7 protein-coding genes are annotated in these 18,721 nt (G+C 60.8%); 5 read left to right on the top strand and 2 right to left on the bottom strand.

Translation table 11 applies throughout. The features are described 5' to 3' along the window. Positions 1–261 precede the first annotated feature (261 nt). Positions 262–1,971, bottom strand: coding sequence for a DUF2357 domain-containing protein (locus AC6H1L_RS01120; RefSeq protein WP_497599714.1), 1,710 nt, complete (start codon positions 1,969–1,971; stop codon positions 262–264). Beyond that, positions 1,946–3,391: an McrB family protein gene (locus AC6H1L_RS01115; RefSeq protein WP_497599713.1), complete on the bottom strand. Its 1,446-nt coding sequence runs from the start codon at positions 3,389–3,391 to the stop codon at positions 1,946–1,948. Before AC6H1L_RS01115 ends, AC6H1L_RS01120 begins: the two co-directional genes overlap by 26 nt. A 191-nt stretch (positions 3,392–3,582) precedes the next feature. On the opposite strand from AC6H1L_RS01115, the gene AC6H1L_RS01110 reads away from it, so the two are divergent. The 5 genes from AC6H1L_RS01110 to AC6H1L_RS01090 all read left to right on the top strand — a co-directional run bounded on the left by AC6H1L_RS01110 (position 3,583) and on the right by AC6H1L_RS01090 (position 18,690). Next, entirely contained in the window at positions 3,583–8,901 is a 5,319-nt protein-coding gene (locus AC6H1L_RS01110; protein ID WP_497599712.1) for a DEAD/DEAH box helicase, read from the top strand. Continuing rightward, positions 8,898–11,801 (top strand): DUF8741 domain-containing protein, encoded by a 2,904-nt coding sequence (locus tag AC6H1L_RS01105; protein ID WP_497599711.1) that lies wholly within the window; start codon positions 8,898–8,900, stop codon positions 11,799–11,801. Before AC6H1L_RS01110 ends, AC6H1L_RS01105 begins: the two co-directional genes overlap by 4 nt. 121 nt (positions 11,802–11,922) lie before the next feature. Next, a complete protein-coding gene (locus AC6H1L_RS01100) occupies positions 11,923–15,930 on the top strand; it encodes an Eco57I restriction-modification methylase domain-containing protein (protein ID WP_497599710.1) in 4,008 nt (1,335 codons plus the stop codon). Between the two features lie 355 nt (positions 15,931–16,285). Beyond that, positions 16,286–17,326, top strand: a complete 1,041-nt coding sequence (locus AC6H1L_RS01095) for a zinc-dependent alcohol dehydrogenase family protein (RefSeq protein WP_497599709.1) — start codon at positions 16,286–16,288, stop codon at positions 17,324–17,326. Positions 17,327–17,871: 545 nt separating this feature from the next. Continuing rightward, positions 17,872–18,690, top strand: coding sequence for an SDR family NAD(P)-dependent oxidoreductase (locus AC6H1L_RS01090; protein ID WP_497599708.1), 819 nt, complete (start codon positions 17,872–17,874; stop codon positions 18,688–18,690). Positions 18,691–18,721: the final 31 nt, after the last annotated feature.

Here is an 18,721-nt window from a genome sequence, read left to right as displayed (position 1 = left end):
TGGTACAAAGGGATGTGGGTTATTTGACAGCCTCACGTTCGCAGGGCCTGCATTATTGACGGCCTCTATACCATCTTGCCTTTCTTAATTTTAATATAGTTATCTTTTTTTCAAGATTATCAACCCAGCGGCCTTCCAGCTTCCCTGCTGCATATGAGCATCAGAGCTGAGGTACACTCGCTAGGAGTGCAAAACTGCTCACTCAGGGCGGTCACCGCCGCGATGGTTGCCGCTCCCTGGCTGGTGAGCTGGAGGCTTTTCTCACAGCTGGGCAGCCGTCAGCAACTCGCTGAGCTGTCTCCTGATCGCCTGTAAGCGCCCCTGGGCCAGTCCAGGGACCAGGGGAAAAGCCCTGATGTGTCCGTCGTCCTCCTCTTGTAATTCTGTGCCTGGGTAGAGGATAGAAGCACTGCTCACAATCCTTTTGCACTGAAGCTGAGCATCCCCAGAAGTACGCCTCAAATACTGGTATCTAATATTAATACGATAGCTGATCATCTTATTGATATCGTCTTCTCTGGCGTAGTAATGGCCGCTAGGCGAGCGCTGCCAGCGATATTTCGCGTCGAAAACCAGGACTCGCAGCGGTTCGCCCTGGCGATAGACCTCGATGGCCATATCGGGTGTTAGCGGGCCGCCGCTGGAGAGCGTTGAGACCAGGGCTGGCGCTGTCCCCACCGTTGAGGCATGAGGATAGTATGGCTCGTACTTAAAGACCACCTCCAGATCGTCCTTGGCCAGCACGATGCTAGCCACGTTCTTGCGAACCTCGAATTCAAAGTAGCGCTTCTCAACCTCGTAGAAGGTCGTATTCGAGACCAGGCGGTAGCCGCGCGCCTCCAGTAGCTCCACGGCCAGATGTGTGATCGTGAAGACGCTCCACATCTCGTACAGCTCGCTCACTCTGCGCTGGCCCAGCTCGTTGACGTAGCGTTCGGTGTTGACGACCATCAAGCGCTGCTGAAACTGCAGGTAGAGTTGAAAGAGGCGGCTGTAGGCGGGATGCTTGAGGAGCACCTGGGTGGCCTTGCCCGGCAAGACCGCCGGCTGCACCGTCTTGAGGAACGGCTCACTGCTCCAAAAAAGGCAGCGCTGCCGCATCTGTTGGCACTCAGCAATCACGCGCTGCAGACGCTCTAGCAGGGCGCGGTCTTCCTCATTGTGGTAGCGCTGGTAGATAGCCGCCCGGCGCTGAGCCTCAGCGCTGGCCCGCTCCTCGATCAGGCTGAGTCTGGCCGGGAGCTGCCTCTGAAGAAAGTGCTTGAGCAAGCGATTCTCATAGACGTCGTAGGAGAGCTGGCTCTCCTCTACCTGCCACTGCTGAGGAAGGTGACGCACATATCCAAATGGACGCTGCTCAGCAGGGAGTTCCAGAGAGGGGCCAGGCAGCGGCTGCGTCCCGCCGCCTACGTGTGCCAGCTCCTGCCAGCTGCAACGACGCTGCACCGGCTGCAGGCTGCAATGAGGCCGACGGCGGATGTGCAGCATCACGGGGCGGAGCTTCTCGATCAGAGTACGAACTTGCTTATAGTCATGTAAGGGGGAAGTCTCATCCAGGCGCCGGGCGAAGGCAGCCCGCTCAACGGCGGGCGAGAGCAGGCGAAACCACAGGTCCAGCGAGAGCGCTGCTAGCTCGCTCCTCATCTGTTCGTAGAGGCGCTGGCTCAGCTTCTGAGGAAAGACGCGCAGCCAGGCGCTGCGCGGCTCCACGCCGGGCGCGCTGGCTGTCAGGCTATAGAGACCGGCGTAGTGCTCGGGACGCCACTGCCAGAGGCCATAATGCTCAGTGTGGAGCGGCACCTCATCGATCTGCAGACTGAGAGGATGCGGCGCCGCAGGCGTCACCTTGATAATGTAACTCTGATACTCACGAAGGTTAAGAGCTGCATTGTCATCGTCAGGCGCAAAGCTGAGGGGCTGGCCGTTCATCGTCAGCCAGGGGGCATCAGCGCCAGAAGCTGGTGTAGCCATCGCGTTTCAACCTGCTTTTCATCTCCTCCAGGCGCTGGTGAGAGCGCGGCAACTGCTGATCGCGGGTCAGGGCCAGCAGCTCATTCAGCACACCCTCAATGACCTCCGTTCCCCGCACGCGCGGCAAAATGCGCTGCTTGATCTGCAGATCCAGTGCCGCCTGCGGCTCCAGCAGACCAGCGCTGTTGGCTAAATACAGCTCGATCTCGCGGACAACGCGGTAGCCTATGCCGATCTCGACCCGATTGAGGATAGTGTTGATGGCGCGCAGCAGCTCACGATAGCGGCTATCCGGTTGCTGGGCCTTGTAGCTCTGCCAGGTAAGGGCCGAAATAGGCACGGGGTCCGGCGGGACCCTGGGCTGCGGAATCTTGTCCAGATCGATCGAGAAAAATTCGATGGTGTTAGCGCGGTCAAGTACCTTATCGCTGATAGGCTGGGTGGTCTCATCGATATTGACGGTGCCCGTAAAGAGCAGATTGGGGGTTAACGGCAGCTCAGGCGGGATCGTCAGCCCTTGTCTTTGCTGTTTCAGCTCCTCGTAGAGACGTTGGCTCATCAGGGTGATACGCCGGTCAGTGGGGCGCTCCTCTTCGAAAGCACTGAGAAATTGCGAGAAGTAGTATTCAACATGCGCCAGGTTCATTTCGTCGAGACAGAAGAAATATAGCTCCTGCTCCTTAGCGCTGGCCTCTAGCAGAAAATCAAGGGCCGGCTCACTGATATAGCTGCCGCTCAAGGTGTTGAAGTATCCCAACAAGTAGCGATCGTCGTTCCAGTTGGGGCGCACGGCCAGCCGCAGATAGCGCTCGCGCGGTACCCCCAGGGCCTCCGCGTAGAACTGGCTTAGCTTCGATTTGCCTGTTCCCGAAAGGCCGGCAAGGATCACGAAAGGGCGCGTCTTCAGACAGATATGATAGTTATAGAGCGTCTCCTCATCGAAGTAGTAGCCTCTGGCAGAGACATAGCTGTGGATATGCTTGAGCAAAGCCTGCTCTTCTAGTCTTGATCCTCCCATTGATCCAGTAATAGCCTCCCAACGTGATTTTGTTAATGGAAAGAGAGAAATAGGACTGTAATTATATGACTGCACTTCTTCCGCGATCGCTTGCTCTCTGAGCAGTTTGCTCTCTGAGCTGGTCTGGTAGATATCGCCGTTCAAAGCGTTTAAGTTAGCGGGGTGGTTATAGCGCTCGATCACCGCGAGAGTGGCCGTCTGGGCTGGACTATTGACGGAGACGACGCTCAAGACAAGAGGCAACACGATCGGTGACGGCTCTCGCTGCATCACCAGGCAGTGATCGCCAACTTGCAGTGTGGGAGGAGCAACCTGCTGGATAGTGAGGCGCGCCTGCCCATCTATGATGGCCTGCAGAGAGCTGCTTGCCCTAGACAAGGAGAGCAGAAAGTATTTGCTCATGCGGGGCCATACCTCATCGGCTGAACTTGTCAGCAAAGGACCATTTGGACAGCAAGCGAACCAAACCAGCCCTATTCTAGGCCTGTGTCAGAGTCGACGTCAAGTGAGATGCTCATCGCTGGTAGGAGTTGTTTCTAGCCGGCCCTAAACGTTATACTAGGTACTACAGGCAAGCCCTCCAGGAGGTCACGATGAACATCTTCGAGCTGCGGGAGCATCTGATCAGCGACTACGCCTCCTACGTCCAAAGCTTTCTTCAGATTCGCGACCCCGGAATTCGATCCCACGTCACGCAGGAATTTGAGCGAGGGCTGCTCTGGCCAGAGCCGCTCATCCAGCTCAACCCGCGCTTCAAGCCGGGGGCCACCATCGACGAGCTGGTCGCTGAGGGCCTGCTCCATCCCGCCTGTGCCCGGATCTTCCGCCGCGGCAAGACAAGCCGGGAGCCGGAGGGGCAGCCGCTGCAGCTCTACCGCCACCAGGACGAAGCCATTCGCTTGGCGGTTCAGGGCCACAGCTATATTCTTACCACTGGCACCGGCTCCGGCAAGAGCCTGGCCTACATCATTCCGATCGTCAACTACGTCCTGCGCCATCGTAACCAGCCGGGGATCAAAGCCATCGTTGTCTACCCGATGAACGCCCTGGCGAACAGCCAGAAGGGAGAGCTAGAAAAATATCTTGGCCTGGGAACAGCCAATCACAACGTGCGCTTCCGGCGCTATACCGGCCAGGAAACCGCTGCCGAGCGAAGCGAGATCATCAATCATCCTCCCGACATCCTGCTGACAAACTATGTGATGCTAGAGCTGATCATGACGCGTCCGCACGAGCGCCCGCTGCTGGAGGCCGCCAGGCTGCGCTTTCTGGTCCTCGATGAGCTGCATACCTATCGCGGGCGCCAGGGTGCCGATGTTGCCCTGCTTGTGCGCCGCGTGCGCGACAGACTGACACCGCCCGGCGAGACTCTGCAATGTATCGGCACGTCAGCCACGCTCATTAGTGCTGAGCAGCACCAGGACCAACGACTCGCTATTGCTGAGATGGCCTCGCTGATCTTCGGTACCCCAATCCTGCCCGAGCATATCATCGGCGAGACGCTGGAGCGCGTGACTGAAGAGGTCGATACTTCCTCTGCGGTCTTTCGTAAGCGCCTGAGCGCCTGCGTCTGCGATCCCAAGCGCAGACCGCCTGAACGCTATGAGGATTTTGTGCGCGACCCACTGGCGATCTGGCTGGAGGAAACCTTTGGTATCGCCCGCCGCCCTGATGGCTACGTACGCGCCCAGCCGCTCCGCATCGCTGGCGAGGGCGAGAGCGCGGCGGCACTCCTGGCCCGCCTTACCGGCGCCTCGCCCGAGACCTGCGCCGCCAAAATCAAAGCCTGGCTGCTTGCAGGCTATGAGCAGGTGCGCGACCCTGAGACCGGCAACCCGCCTTTCGCTTTCCGGCTCCATCAGTTCATCAGCAAAGGTGATACTGTCTATGCCTCGCTAGGCCTTCCCCAAGAGCGCTACGTGACGCTGCAGCCTCAGCAATATGTGCCCGGCAGCCGCGATCAGCTGCTCTTTCCGCTGGTCTTCTGCCGCCAGTGTGGCCAGGAGTACTACTGTGTGCGCTGGCTGGATGATCAGAGACTGATCGCGCGCGATGTGCAGGATCAATATGAGCAAGAGAGCGAAGTTGAGAACAACGCAGAGGACGGTGGCGGTCGCAAGGCGAGAAAAGGCAAACGCGCCGGTCAGATCGGCTTCCTCTACCTGAGCCAGGAACGAGCCTGGCCTATCGCCCAGGACAAAATCGAAGAGCGCCTGCCAGACGATCTGAAGGAGGTCATCAACGGCAAAGAGCGCGTCATTCAGTCTGCCCGTAGCGCTGTTCCTCTGCCCCTCTATCTGCGGCCCGATGGCACCCTGGTTCGGCATGAAGGAGAGGGCTTCCTCTGTCACTTCATTCCCAGTCCCTTCCGCTTCTGCCTCTGCTGCGGGGTCACCTACAGCGTCTACCAGCGCAACGACTTTTTCAAGCTAGCCTCCCTCAGTTCGGAAGGGCGCAGCACAGCGACCACCCTGCTTTCGCTCTCGACGATTCTCCACCTGCGTGAGAGCGACCACCAGGCTGGTGACCAGTCCGAAGGCCAGCTCATGCCCGCCAAGCTGCTGAGTTTTACCGACAATCGCCAGGATGCCTCACTCCAGGCCGGGCATTTTAATGATTTCGTGGAGACGGTTCTCCTGCGGGCGGCGCTCTACAAAGCGGTCAAACGGGCGGGCGAAGCGGGTCTCTCGCACGACGACCTGACACTCAGGGTCTTCGAAGCCCTCGAACTGCAGTGGACGCAGTATGCTGCCAACAGCGAGGCGGCCTATACCCCCTACAGCATTCGCCTTAAAACCGACGAGGCCCTGCGTAACGTCCTCGGCTATCGCCTCTATCGTGATCTCCAGCGCGGCTGGCGCATTACCTCCCCCAACCTGGAAGAGTGTGGCCTGCTGATCATTGACTATCCTGATCTCCCCTACATCTGTGCTGATCCAGCGCTCTGGCAGGAGAGTCATCCGGCCTTACAGGCAGCCTCACCCGACGTGCGTCGCAAGCTTTGCCGTACGCTGCTCGACGAGTTGCGCCGCGGGCTGGCCATCAAAGTAAATTATCTGGACCCCCGCTTTCAGGAGAAGATCAAGCAGCAGAGCAGCCAATTCCTGGTACCTCCCTGGGGACTGGATGAAGATGAGGAGCTGCTCTATGCCAGCCGCGTCTTTGCTCATCCGCGCAGCCGGACCCATGAGCGGGAGTCGGTAAGCAATCGCTATCTTTCTGGCCTGAGCCGCTTCGGACGCTACGTGCGCCAGGAGTTGATGACGGCCCTGGGGGCTAACCTGCAATTGACGGCGGATGACCGGCAGCAGATTATTCGGCAATTACTTGCCGGCCTCTGCAAGGCCGGGCTTGTTGAAGCCGTGACCGAGGACGAGCGTGGCATGGGACCCGGCTATCAGCTCTCCGCCGCGGCCATGAGCTGGCGTCCTGGCGATGGCAGCATACCCTATCACGATCCGCTGCGCATCCTGGAATTGCCGAAAGATCAACCCATGCCCGTCAACTCCTTCTTCGTCAACTTCTATCGACGCTGTGCCGAGAACATCCATGCCCTGCAGCGAATCCAGGCCCAGGAGCACACAGCCCAGGTGCCGGCGGCGCGGCGCCAGGAGCGCGAGGAGGCTTTTCGCGAGGCAAAACTGCCCATTCTCTATTGCTCACCCACAATGGAGCTGGGGATCGACATCGCCGACCTCAACGTCGTCAACCTGCGCAACATTCCGCCAACGCCCGCCAACTATGCTCAGCGCAGCGGACGCGCCGGACGCAGCGGTCAGCCCGCTCTGATTCTGGCCTACTGCTCAACCGGCAGCTCGCACGATCAATATTTCTTCCGTCATCCTGAAGAGATGGTCAAGGGAGCGGTGACGCCGCCACGCATCGATCTGACCAACGAGGACCTGATTCGGGCCCATGTGCACGCCATCTGGCTGGCCGAAACAGGCCTCCCGCTGGGGCAGTCCCTCAAAGACCTGCTTGACCTCTCCGGCGAGCCACCGGCTCTGAGCATTCTGCCCCGGGTGCGTCAGCATCTGGAGGATCAGCAGGCCCGTGAACGTGCACGGGCGCGGGCGGCGCGAGTCCTGAAGACCCTGCACAAGGACCTTACGGAGGCGCGCTGGTATAGTGAGAACTGGCTTGATGAGGAGTTGGGTCACATTGCCCAGCGCTTCGATCAGGCCTGCGAGCGCTGGCGAGGCCTCTACCGCGCGGCGCTCTCGCAGCGCAACACCCAGGACCGCATTATCACCGATCCCTCTCGCAGCCACAGCGATAAAGAACGGGCCCAGCGCCTGCGCGCCGAGGCAGAATCGCAGCTCTTGCTGCTGACCAGTGGCGATCAAGGAGACGACGTCGATGTCGAACAATCTGACTTCTATAGCTATCGCTACTTTGCCAGCGAAGGTTTCCTCCCGGGCTACAACTTCCCGCGCCTGCCGCTCTCGGCCTATATTCCGGCGCGTCGCAGCAAGCAGCGCGATGAATATCTCTCGCGTCCGCGCTTTCTGGCGATTGCCGAATTCGCGCCGCGGGCCATCATCTATCATGAAGGCTCACGCTACGTCATTCATCGCTCGCTGCTACCGAGGCAGGCCGATGGCTCGGGCCTCATCACCTCGTCGGCCTACCTCTGCTCGCATTGTGGCTACCTGCACCCGCTGACCGAGGAGTGCAGTCGCGAGGTCTGCGATGCCTGCCGAAACCCGCTGGGCAGGCGACTGGATCAGCTCTTCCGTCTGCAGAACGTCTCAACCCGGCGCCGAGACAAAATCACCTCCGACGAAGAGGAGCGTTTGCGTCAGGGCTACGAGATCTATACCGCCCTGCGCTTCGCCGAGAGCCGCGGGCGCCCCCTGCGCCTGATCGCGCGCATAGAGAGAGGGGGCCAGACGCTGGGCTATCTGACCTATGGCCAGTCGGCAACGCTCTGGCGCATGAATTTCGGACGCCTGCGACGGCGCAACGAGGCCATGCGCGGCTTTGTGCTCAACAAAGAAACTGGCGAGTGGGGCAAAGAGGATGCCATTGCCAGCGATCCGACCGATGCCCTGGCGGCTGGCACTATTCGCGTTATTCCCTACGTCGAGGATACGCGCAATTGTCTGCTGTTGAAGCCAGAGCGCGAACTTGATGCGGCACAAATGGCCTCGCTACAGTCGGCACTCAAGAGCGCCATCCAGATCTGCTACCAGCTTGAAGATAACGAGCTGGCTGCGGAGCCATTGCCGCATGCTGACCAGCGTCAGCTTCTGCTCTTCTACGAGGCTGCCGAGGGCGGGGCTGGTGTCCTGCGTCAGTTGATCGATGTGCCCGAGGCCCTGGCGCGAGTGGCGCGCGAGGCCCTGCGGCTCTGCCACTATGACCCCGAGACGCTGGAGGATCAGCGCCGGGCCGAACGCGCTCGCGAGGACTGCGAGGCAGCCTGCTACTACTGCCTGATGACCTACGCCAATCAGCGTGACCATCGCCTGCTAGATCGCGCACTGATTCGCGATCTGCTGGCCGAGCTGAAAGAGTGCCGCGTCGTGCTCGTGGAGGAGACCGATCCCACGCTCGCCGCCGCTGCGGCAGGTGATTCATTGGCCAGGCTGCTGAATGAAGCCCGCAAGGAGGTCGAACGCGAGTGGCTGCGCTGGCTGCAGGAGCAGGGCTATCGCCTGCCGACGCGCGCCCACTGGCAGCCGCCACACTGCTCGGCGACCCCTGATTTCCTCTATGACGGGGGGCCTGGTGCGGCGGCGATCTATGTCGATGGCGAGGGGCCTGCCGGCGCTGAGCGTGCGACGCGCGACCTCGAGAGCAGTGAGGAGCTGCTTGATCAGGGCTATCTGGTGCTGCGCTTTGGGCCGCGGGCCCAGTGGGGCGCACTCTGTCGCCGTTATCCAAGCATTTTCGGGAGGGAGCCATGAATTACGCCGTCGGTTCGCTGGTCAAGGTGCGCGGGCGTGAGTGGGTGGTGCTGCCAGAATCGACCCCTGATCTGCTGGTCTTGCGTCCCCTGGGCGGTACGGATGAGGAGGTGACGGGAGTCTATCTGCCACTGGAGCCGGTTGAGCCGGCGCAGTTTGCCCTACCTGATCCGCGCCACTGGGGCGATCATCGATCCTGCTCCTTGCTGCGCGATGCCGTGCGCTTCGGCTTCCGCGCGAGTACGGGGCCCTTCCGCTCGTTTGCCCATCTGGCGTTTGAGCCGCGTCCCTATCAGCTTGTGCCGCTCTTGATGGCTTTGCGTCTCGATCCGGTACGCTTACTGATTGCCGACGATGTGGGTATCGGCAAGACCATCGAGGCGGGCTTGATCGCTCGCGAACTGTTGGATCGGCGCGAGGTGAGGCGCCTGGCGGTGCTCTGTCCGCCGCACCTGGCTGAGCAGTGGCAGGCTGAGCTGCGTGAGAAGTTCCACATCGAGGCGGAGCTGGTCCTCTCCAGCACGGTGGCCCAGCTAGAGCGCAAGCTGCCCGAGCGCGACCTCTCGCTCTTTGAGCACTACCCTTTTGTCATTGTCTCCCTCGATTTTATCAAGGCTGACCGGCGGCGCGATGAGTTTCTGCGCACCTGTCCCGAGCTGGTGATTGTCGATGAGGCCCATACCTGTGCCTTCCCCGGTCATGAGCACAGCGCGCGCCATCAGCGCTATCAGTTGGTCGCCGGGCTGGCGGCTGATCCGCGGCGCCATCTGATTCTGGCTACGGCGACACCCCATAGCGGTAAGGAGGAGTCCTTTCGCTCGCTGCTGGGCTTCCTGAAGGATGAGTTCAAGGATCTGCCGCAGAATTTGAGCGGGCGCGAGAACGAACGTCACCGGCTCCGTCTGGCGGAGCATTTTGTCCAGCGGCGGCGGGCTGATATTCGCTCCTATTTGCATAGTGAGACGCCCTTTCCAGAGCGCGATGAGGAGCTAAAAGCCTATAAGCTATCGGATCGCTATCGCCGTTTGATGCAGCAGGCCCTCAGCTATGCCGGTGAGGTTGTGCGCGACACCAGCGGCGGGCAGACACGGCGCCGGGTGCGCTGGTGGTCGGCGCTGGCCTTGCTGCGCTCGCTGGCCTCCAGTCCGGCGGCAGCGGCGGCCACCCTGCGGAGCCGGGCCCAGGTGGCTGGGGCGGAGAGCGTCGAGGAGGCCGACCAGATCGGACGCCATACGGTACTCGACCTGCTCGATAGCGATGCGACAGAGAGTCTGGATGTAGTCCCAGGCAGCGACTTCGAGGAGGAGGACGCGCATGAGGCGGATGCCAGCGAGGAGCGCAAGGTCCGGCGCCGCTTGCTGGCGATGGCGCGCGAGGCTGAGGCCATTACCTTCGCTCAGGATACGAAGCTGCAGGTGGCGCATCAGTTGATCGCTGATCTGCTGCAGCAAGGCTACCGGCCGATTGTCTTCTGTCGCTTCATTCCTACGGCTGACTATGTGGCCAAAGAGTTGCGCCAGCACCTGCCCAAAGGGGTGGAGGTCGCTGCCATTACGGGCCTCTTGCCGCCAGCCGAGCGCGAGCTGCGTGTAATGCAACTGGCCCAGCACGAGCGCCGGGTGCTGGTCTGCACCGATTGTCTGAGCGAGGGTATCAATCTTCAGGAATATTTCAATGCTGTGCTCCACTACGACCTATCCTGGAATCCAACGCGCCACGAGCAGCGCGAGGGGCGTGTCGATCGCTTCGGCCAGGCCAGCCCGCGGGTGAAGGTGGTGACCCTCTTCGGCGAGGACAACCAGATCGATGGGGTAGTGCTGCGCGTCTTGATCCAGAAGCATCGTGAGATCCGTTCGAAGCTGGGGATCTCGGTGCCGGTGCCGCTGGATACGGAGCAGGTGATCGAGGCCATCTTTGAGGGCTTGCTCTTGCATGAGAGCCTGACCAGCGCGCAGGCGGGGCAGTTGCTGCTGCCGGGCTTTGAGGATTTGTTGAAGGGGGAGCAGAAGAATCTCTACCGTGAGTGGGAGGCGGCTTCTGATCGTGAACGTCGCTCGCGGACACTCTTTGCACAGCATGGTATCAGGGTCGATGAGGTAGAGCGGGAGCTACAGGAGGTACGGGCGGCCATCGGGTTGAGCGAGGATGTGGAGCGCTTTACGACGCAGGTGCTGCAGGCGTACGGGGCTTTTCTGAAGCGGCCCGCTGGGGAGCCGGATGTGTTGGAGGTGGACCTGCGGGAGACGCCGACGGCGCTACGCGATGCCATCGATCTGCTGCGCTATGCCGGTCCCAATGGTCAGCAGCTGCGCATCAGTTTCAGGCGCATGGGTCTGCCGCGCACGCTCTATCTGAGTCGTACGCATCCGCTCATTGAGGGACTGGCGGCCTATGTGCTGGATACGGCTCTTGACCCGGTTGATGACGCTCAGAATCCACGCCTGGCTCGCCGCTGTGGGGTCTTCCGTACCAGTCGTGTGCAGACGCGTACGACGCTGCTGCTGGTGCGTCTGCGTTTTCAACTGCGGATGGCGACGCGTGGTAAGGAGGAGGCGCTGTTAGCGGAGGAGTGCCAGCTCTATGCCTTTCGCGGTGCGCCGGCGCAGGCAGCCTGGATCGAGGACGCTGCCGAGGTTGAGGCGCTGGCGCAGGAGCCTGCTGAGGCCAATCTGGCGCCGGAGCAGATTACGGATTTTCTGCAGCGAGTCATCGATGGTTACACGCAATATCTACTGCCGTACCTGGAGGAGCGGGCGCGGGAGCGGGCTGAGGCGCTGCGTGAGTCGCATCGGCGCGTACGGCAGGTGGCTTCATTGAGTCTGCGTCATCTGGCGGTTGAGCCGCTGTTGCCGCCGGATGTGCTGGGTATCTATGTCTATCTTCCGTTGCCGGCCCGCTAAGATGCGCATCTGGTTTGAAGGTGGTGTAAGGTAAGGCTGGTACCAGGCTAAAGATGATCCGTCATGCTCTTTTCTGAGCACAAGCGCTTGATTCCAGAGACGAAAGGCTGAGGCTCCCACTATGCAGCAACGGCAAGAAATGGTGTCCTCGACAATCGAGTCTGAGGGGGCTTTGCTGCCCCAGGATCTTCTGGCGCGTATCGCTCAGCAAGATGAGTCCCTGGGGGGCCTGAGTGCGGCTGATTATCATCGACAGGGTGAGCAGCTCAATGAGGTGATCAGTGATGCCTGGGCTCGCATTCGCCTCGCCTGGCTGCGCTTTCATGAGGCGCGGGCCCGTGCGCCGCAGGGAGATGATGCGCGGCTGACGCGCGAGCGCTGGCTGTTGCCGCTCTTCCGCGAGTTGGGCTACGGTCAACTGGTTGAGGCGCCTCCGCAAATGATTGGGGCGAAGAGCTATCCGATCGCTTATTTCTGGCAGCAGGTGCCCATTCATCTGGTGGGCTACCGGACCGATCTCGATCAGACGCAGCGTCTGCCGAGTGGTAGCCGGAGCAGTCCTTTTAGTCTGGTTCAGGAATGGTTGAATCGTTCGTCGGGTCATTTGTGGGGCATCGTCTCAAATGGGATGCGTTTGCGTTTGTTGCGGCGCAATGTCAGTCTGACGCGCCAGGCCTATCTAGAGTTCGATCTTGAGACGATGCTGAGCGGGGAGGCCTACGCCGATTTTGTGCTCTTCTGGCTGCTCTGCCATCAGTCGCGCTTTGAGGGCAAGAATCCCGCTGACTGCTGGTTGGAGCGCTGGTCGCGTCAGGCGCATGAGGAGGGGGTGCGTGCGCTGGAGCATTTGCGTGAGGGGGTGACGACGGCCATCAAAGAGCTGGGGCATGGCTTTCTGGTGCATCCGGCCAATCATGCTCTGCGCGAGCGCCTGCGCTCCGGCGAGCTGAGTGCGATGGGCTATTATCAGCAGCTGCTGCACCTGGTCTATCGGTTGATTGTGCTCTTTGTGGCGGAAGATCGCGACGTGCTGCTGCGGCCCGATGCCGCTGCGGAGGCACGCTCGCGCTATGTGAACTATTATTCGACGGCGCGGCTGCGTCGTCTGGCGCGCTGGCGGATGGGAACGCGGCATGGCGATCTCTATCGGGCGCTGCGTCTGGTGATGGAGCGCCTGGGCAGCGAGCAGGGGTGTCCGGAGCTGGGGCTGCCGGCGCTGAATGGGTTTTTGTTCTCGCGCGAAGCGCTGCCCGATCTGGCCGATTGCGAGCTGACGAATTATGCGCTGCTGGTGGCGGTGCGGGCTCTGGCGACGGTCCAGGATGAGCAGAAGGTTTATCGCGTGGTCAACTACAAGGATCTGGGGTCCGAGGAGCTGGGGAGCGTCTACGAGTCGCTGCTGGAGATGCATCCTTTCATCAACCTGGAGGAGACGAGCTTTGAGCTGAAGGTGGTCACGGGGAGCGAGCGCAAGACGACGGGGAGCTACTATACGCCGGGCGACCTGATTGAGTGCTTGCTCGATTCGGCGCTGGAGCCGGTGCTGGAGCGGGCGGCTAAGCAGCCTGATGCTGAGCGGGCCATTCTGAATCTGAAGGTTTGTGATCCGGCCTGTGGCAGTGGCCATTTTCTGATAGCGGCGGCCCATCGCATAGCGCGCCGGCTGGCGGCGGTGCGCACGGGCAGCGAGGAGCCGGGACCGGAGGCGCGGCGGCGGGCTTTGCGCGATGTGGTGGGGCATTGTCTCTATGGGGTCGATGTGAATCCGATGGCGGTGGAGCTGTGCAAGGTGAATCTGTGGCTGGAGGCGATGGAGCCGGGCAAGCCTTTTTCATTCCTGGATGCCCATATTCAATGTGGTAATAGCCTGATCGGGGCGACGCCGGCCCTGCTGCGCCAGGGCATTCCTGATAGCGCTTTTGAGAAAGTCGAGGGCGATGACCCTGCGATGTGCCGGGAGTACAAGAAGCTCAATCGGGCCCAGCGGGCAGGCCAGCTCGACCTGTTCACGCTGGATGCGCAGCTCTGGGAGGACCAGCACGTCATCGAGGAGAGCCTGACGCGCATGGAGGCGATCGGCGATGACGATGTCGAGCAGCTGCATCGTAAGCAGGAGGGCTATCGTCAGTTGCTGAGTTCGCGCGAGTATCAGCGGGCGTGCTGGCTGGCCGATGCCTGGTGCGCGGCCTTTGTCTGGCAGAAGCGGCGGACGGCTGAGCTGCCGTATCCGGTGACGGAGGGGATCAGGCGCAAGTTTGAGGAGGCGCCTGCGCAGGTGCCGCGCTGGATGAAGGCGGAGATTGAGCGCCTGCGTGAGCAGTATCGTTTCTTTCACTGGCATCTGGCTTTTCCGGGGGTTTTTCATCTGCCGGCGCCGGGCGAGGAGCCGGAGAATGCTGAGACCGGCTGGTCGGGCGGCTTCGATGTGGTGCTGTCTAATCCGCCCTGGGAGCATGCTGAGCTTAAAGAACAAGAGTGGTTTGCGACTCGTGACTCATCGATTGCTGAAGCAGTGGGGGCAGAGCGCAAACGGAAGATAAAGGCGTTGAAGGAAAGCAACTCAATTCTATATCAGCAATTTCTGGAGGCTAAGAGGCAAGAAGATAGTTTACGTCATTTCATTCGAGATTCTGGCCGCTATCCTCTCTGTAGCAGTGGGCGTATTAACACTTATGCTGTTTTTGCCGAGACCATGCGCCATTTGATTGCTCCGCACGGACGCCTGGGCTGCATTGTGCCCTCTGGCATTGCGACCGACCATACGACGAAAGAGTTCTTCCAGGCGATCATCTCCTCGCGCTCGCTGCTCAGCCTCTATGATTTTGAGAACGCTACTGGCATTTTCCCTGCAGTTCACCGGAGCTACAAATTCTGTCTGCTGACGCTGACGGGCTCAGCGGAGCCGGTCTCGCAGGGGGCGACCTTTGCCTTTTTCCTGCACAAGGTGGCGGAGCTGCAGGCGCCGGAGCGCTGTTTCTCGCTCTCGGCTGCGGATATTGCCCTGATCAATCCCAATACGCGCACCTGCCCCGTCTTTCGCTCGCGCCGCAATATGCAGTTGACGAAGGCTATCTATGAGCGCGTGCCGGTGTTGGTGAAGGAAGGCCCGCCGGAAGAAAATCCGTGGGGAGTGAGATTTCGCCAGGGTATATTCAACATGACCAGCGATTCACATCTCTTCCGCACGCGCGAGCAATTGGAGCGCGAGGGCTGGCGGCTGGAGGGGAACATCTTTCGTAGGGGGAAAGAGGCTTATTTGCCGCTCTACGAGGGTAAGATGATCAATCACTTTGATCATCGATTTGCAAGTTCCTTTGATGCTGTAGAAAAAGAAAAATTTAGAGAGACAACAGTAGATGAGCATCGAGATCCCTGCTACCTATCATTATCACGTTATTGGGTTTCGCTCTATGAAGTAGAGAAACGTCTCAAGGACTGGGAAAAGTATTGGATACTGCTATATCGGCGTATAGCACGAAGCTCTGATGCAAGAACCTATATCGCTGCGATTGCACCAGTGGCAGCCGCCGCAGATACCTCTCCTGTCTTACTGATCCCGGAGAGATTAATACGCTTAGTGCCATCATTGCTTGCTAACCTCAACACTTATCCCTATGATTTCGTAGTGCGTCAAAAATGCGGAGGCATTCACCTGGACTTTTATCTGGTCAAACAGCTCCCCGTCCTGCCGCCCGAGCGCTACAGCCAGCCGTGCCCCTGGGACAGCCATCTCACGCTCGGCGACTGGATCAAGCCGCGCGCCCTTGAACTGACCTACACCGCCTGGGACCTGGCCGACTTCGCCCGCGACTGCGGCTACGACGGCCCGCCCTTCTGCTGGGACGAAGCGCGGCGTTTCCTCCTGCGCTGCGAGCTGGACGCCGCCTACTTCCACCTCTACGGCATCGCCCGCGACGACGTCGACTACATCATGGAAACCTTCCCCATCGTCAAACGTAAAGATGAGCAACAATACGGCGAATACCGCACCAAGAGAGTCATCCTGGAAATCTACGACGAGCTGCAGCGCGCTAGCGAAACGGGCCAGCCCTATCGCACACGCCTCACGCCGCCACCCGCCGACCCCGCTGTCGTCCATCCGCCGCGCTCGCCTCTCGCCCAATCTTAACCCGGGTACAGATACCGACCCTGTCCGCCCGCGCTCTTCAGCGCCTGGCCCGGCTCCCAGGCCAGGCCGCCTGACCCGCGCGGGCAACCTGCCTGACCTGGGCCTGCCATTCCCACGAGACCACTGAGACAGGTCCAACTCCCAACCGCACGTGCTGCCTACCTTCTTCCGCATCATCCATATCGCTCCCTGCAGAATTCGCCAATCATTGACGAAGATTATTCTATTACCCTTCCCGACAGCGTCTCTATAATACCCAGCGGAAAAAGAGAGAAGCAAAGCAAAGACGCACTCCTCACAAAACCATTACCGAACATTCCTGTAGATGAGCGAGTAAGAGAAGGGAGAGATAGACGTGAAAGCAGCCATCTTTCGTGGTGCTGGCAAAGTAGTAGTGGAAGAGCGACCAGATCCAGTCATTCAAGAGCCGACCGACGCCATCGTCCGCATCGTTCGGGCCTGTGTCTGCGGCTCCGACCTCTGGTATTATCGCGGTATTGCCTCCCATCCCGAAGGTTCCATCGGTCACGAATTCATCGGCTTTGTCGAAGAAGTGGGGCCCGAAGTCAAGACCATCAAGCGCGGCGACTTCGTCATCGCCCCCTTTGCCATCAGTGATGGCACCTGTCCCCACTGTCGCGCCGGCTTCCACACGGCCTGCATGCGCGGAGGCTTCTTCGGCCAGGGCATCGAAGGAGTCGCCGGCCAGGCCGAGCGCACACGAGTGCCCCTGGCCGACGGCACCCTTATGGCCGTCCCAGGAGCGCCGTTCTCCGATGAAGTCCTGGCCTCGCTGCTGACCCTCTCCGACGTCATGGGCACTGGCTACCATGCCGCCGTCTCTGCCGAGGTCAAGCCTGGCCAAACCGTCGCCGTCGTCGGCGATGGCGCCGTTGGCCTCTGCGCTGTCCTCTCGGCGCGCCTGCTCGGGGCTGAACGCATCATCGTCCTCAGCCGCCACCCCAAGCGCCAGGAACTGGCTCGCGAATTCGGGGCCACTGACATTGTCGCCGAACGTGGCGACGCAGCAGTCCAGGCCGTCTTGAGCCTCACAGATAACGTCGGAGCCGATGCTGTCCTTGAATGCGTCGGCACCAACGAAGCCAATCAGACCGCCTTTGCCATCGCGCGCCCCGGGGCTATCGTCGGGCGTGTCGGCGTCCCGCACGAGGTCGAGATTCCTGCTGAGACGACCTTCTACCGCAATATTGGCATGCGCGGCGGTCCGGCTCCCGTCCGCGCCTACCTGCCCCTGCTAGTAGAGGCCGTCCTCTCCGGCCAGATTAACCCGGGCCGCGTCTTTGACTTCACCACCGACCTTGATCATATTGCCGAGGCCTACGCCGCGATGGATCAGCGCCGCGCTATCAAGTCCCTGCTCATCGTCAGTCAGTAAACCCACTGGCAGCGGCTCGCCTGGCAGGGGCCGCGGACCTTCGTGGCAGTCCCTGCGCTGCCATTCCGCTAGAGTGAATCATCTGGGTTTCCCCCTGACGAGGAGGGAGCAGCAGTAAGAAGCTGCTGCCCCTTCTCGCCCTGACTAACAGCCACCCTGCCCCCAGCCCTCAGCGGGCGCACTCGCGCCATAAAACAGCTCTGGCATAGGAGTGCAGCCCAGACAGCAGTGTAGCCCGCGAGCGCGCAATCGCATCGCGTATCCCTCAAGCGTATGCGCAAGACACTAAGCGGCCTCGGAGTGGAGCCTGCCGCATGGCCTGACATCGGTGAATGAGAGGCAGGAGAGAGCGCGGCGGGGTGGCCTCTTCTACCCCGGAGGCAACATCAGGTCAGGAGAGGAGGCTAACACTGGCTCGCATCCAACCTCGACTTGGGGATATGCTATCTATTGGTCCCACCTTCCGCCGGAACTCAACGGAGCGGAGTAGCCTCGGCAGTCTGGCTGAACAGACCATAGTAGCAGACAAGAAAGGAGTACCAGGAATGGCGATCCCCGATGTGAGCAACAAGAGTCTGGCTGAACTGATCTCACTGCGCGGGCGCAACGCCGTTGTTACGGGCGGCGCCCGTGGAATTGGCCTGGCCATTGCGGAGCGTCTGGCTGAGGCGGGGGCTGGGGTGCTGCTGGGCGACGTGCGGGCCGATGAGGGCCAGGCTGCGGCGGAGCACATTGCTGCGCGCTACCAGGTGCAGGCCCTCTTCGCGCCTGTCGATGTCACAGACAGCGACTCGGTACGCGGCCTGGCACAGCGAGCCTTGCAGGAGCTGGGCAGCCTGGATATCTGGGTCAACAATGCCGGCATCTATCCAAGTAGCCCAGCGCTAGAGATGCCCGATGAGCAGTGGGATCGCGTGCTGGCTATCAATCTGCGAGGGACTTTTCTGGGGGCGCGGGAAGCGGCGCGCTGCATGATCCAGGCCCAGCGCGGCGGCGTGATTATCAATCTGGCCTCAACGGCTGGCTATCAAGGAGGGGCCGGCCTGGCGCACTATGTGGCCTCAAAGCATGCGGTACGAGGCCTGACGAAGAGCCTGGCCATTGAATTTGGCCCCTACAATATTCGGGTGCTGGCCCTGGCTCCGACGCTGATCCGCACGCCTGGTATTGCCGAGCTGCGGCAAGAGATGGCGGCTGTCGGTGCACCGGACGTGCTCGGCGACTCTTTCGGTGAAAGCCTGCCGCTGGGGCGGGCGGGTGTCCCTGATGACGTGGCGCGGGTGGCTCTCTTCTGCGCCAGTGATCTATCGCTGTTGATGACTGGTAGCACACTGCTGGTGGATGCCGGCGCCCTGGCCGGCTAGTGTTTGCCTGTGAAGTGAAGCCCTCTGATAA

It is taken from the genome of Thermogemmatispora argillosa (assembly GCF_059696725.1).
Note: the sequence above shows the minus strand (reverse complement) of the source record. Positions and strands in the feature narration are given on the sequence as shown.

Excerpts from the sequence above, each read along its gene's own strand:
- AC6H1L_RS01120 (WP_497599714.1), bottom strand. The coding sequence starts at position 1,971 with ATGGCTACACCAGCTTCTGGCGCTGATGCCCCCTGGCTGACGATGAAC.
- AC6H1L_RS01110 (WP_497599712.1), top strand. The coding sequence starts at position 3,583 with ATGAACATCTTCGAGCTGCGGGAGCATCTGATCAGCGACTACGCCTCC.
- AC6H1L_RS01105 (WP_497599711.1), top strand. The coding sequence starts at position 8,898 with ATGAATTACGCCGTCGGTTCGCTGGTCAAGGTGCGCGGGCGTGAGTGG.
- AC6H1L_RS01115 (WP_497599713.1), bottom strand. The coding sequence starts at position 3,391 with ATGAGCAAATACTTTCTGCTCTCCTTGTCTAGGGCAAGCAGCTCTCTG.
- AC6H1L_RS01090 (WP_497599708.1), top strand. The coding sequence starts at position 17,872 with ATGGCGATCCCCGATGTGAGCAACAAGAGTCTGGCTGAACTGATCTCA.
- AC6H1L_RS01100 (WP_497599710.1), top strand. The coding sequence starts at position 11,923 with ATGCAGCAACGGCAAGAAATGGTGTCCTCGACAATCGAGTCTGAGGGG.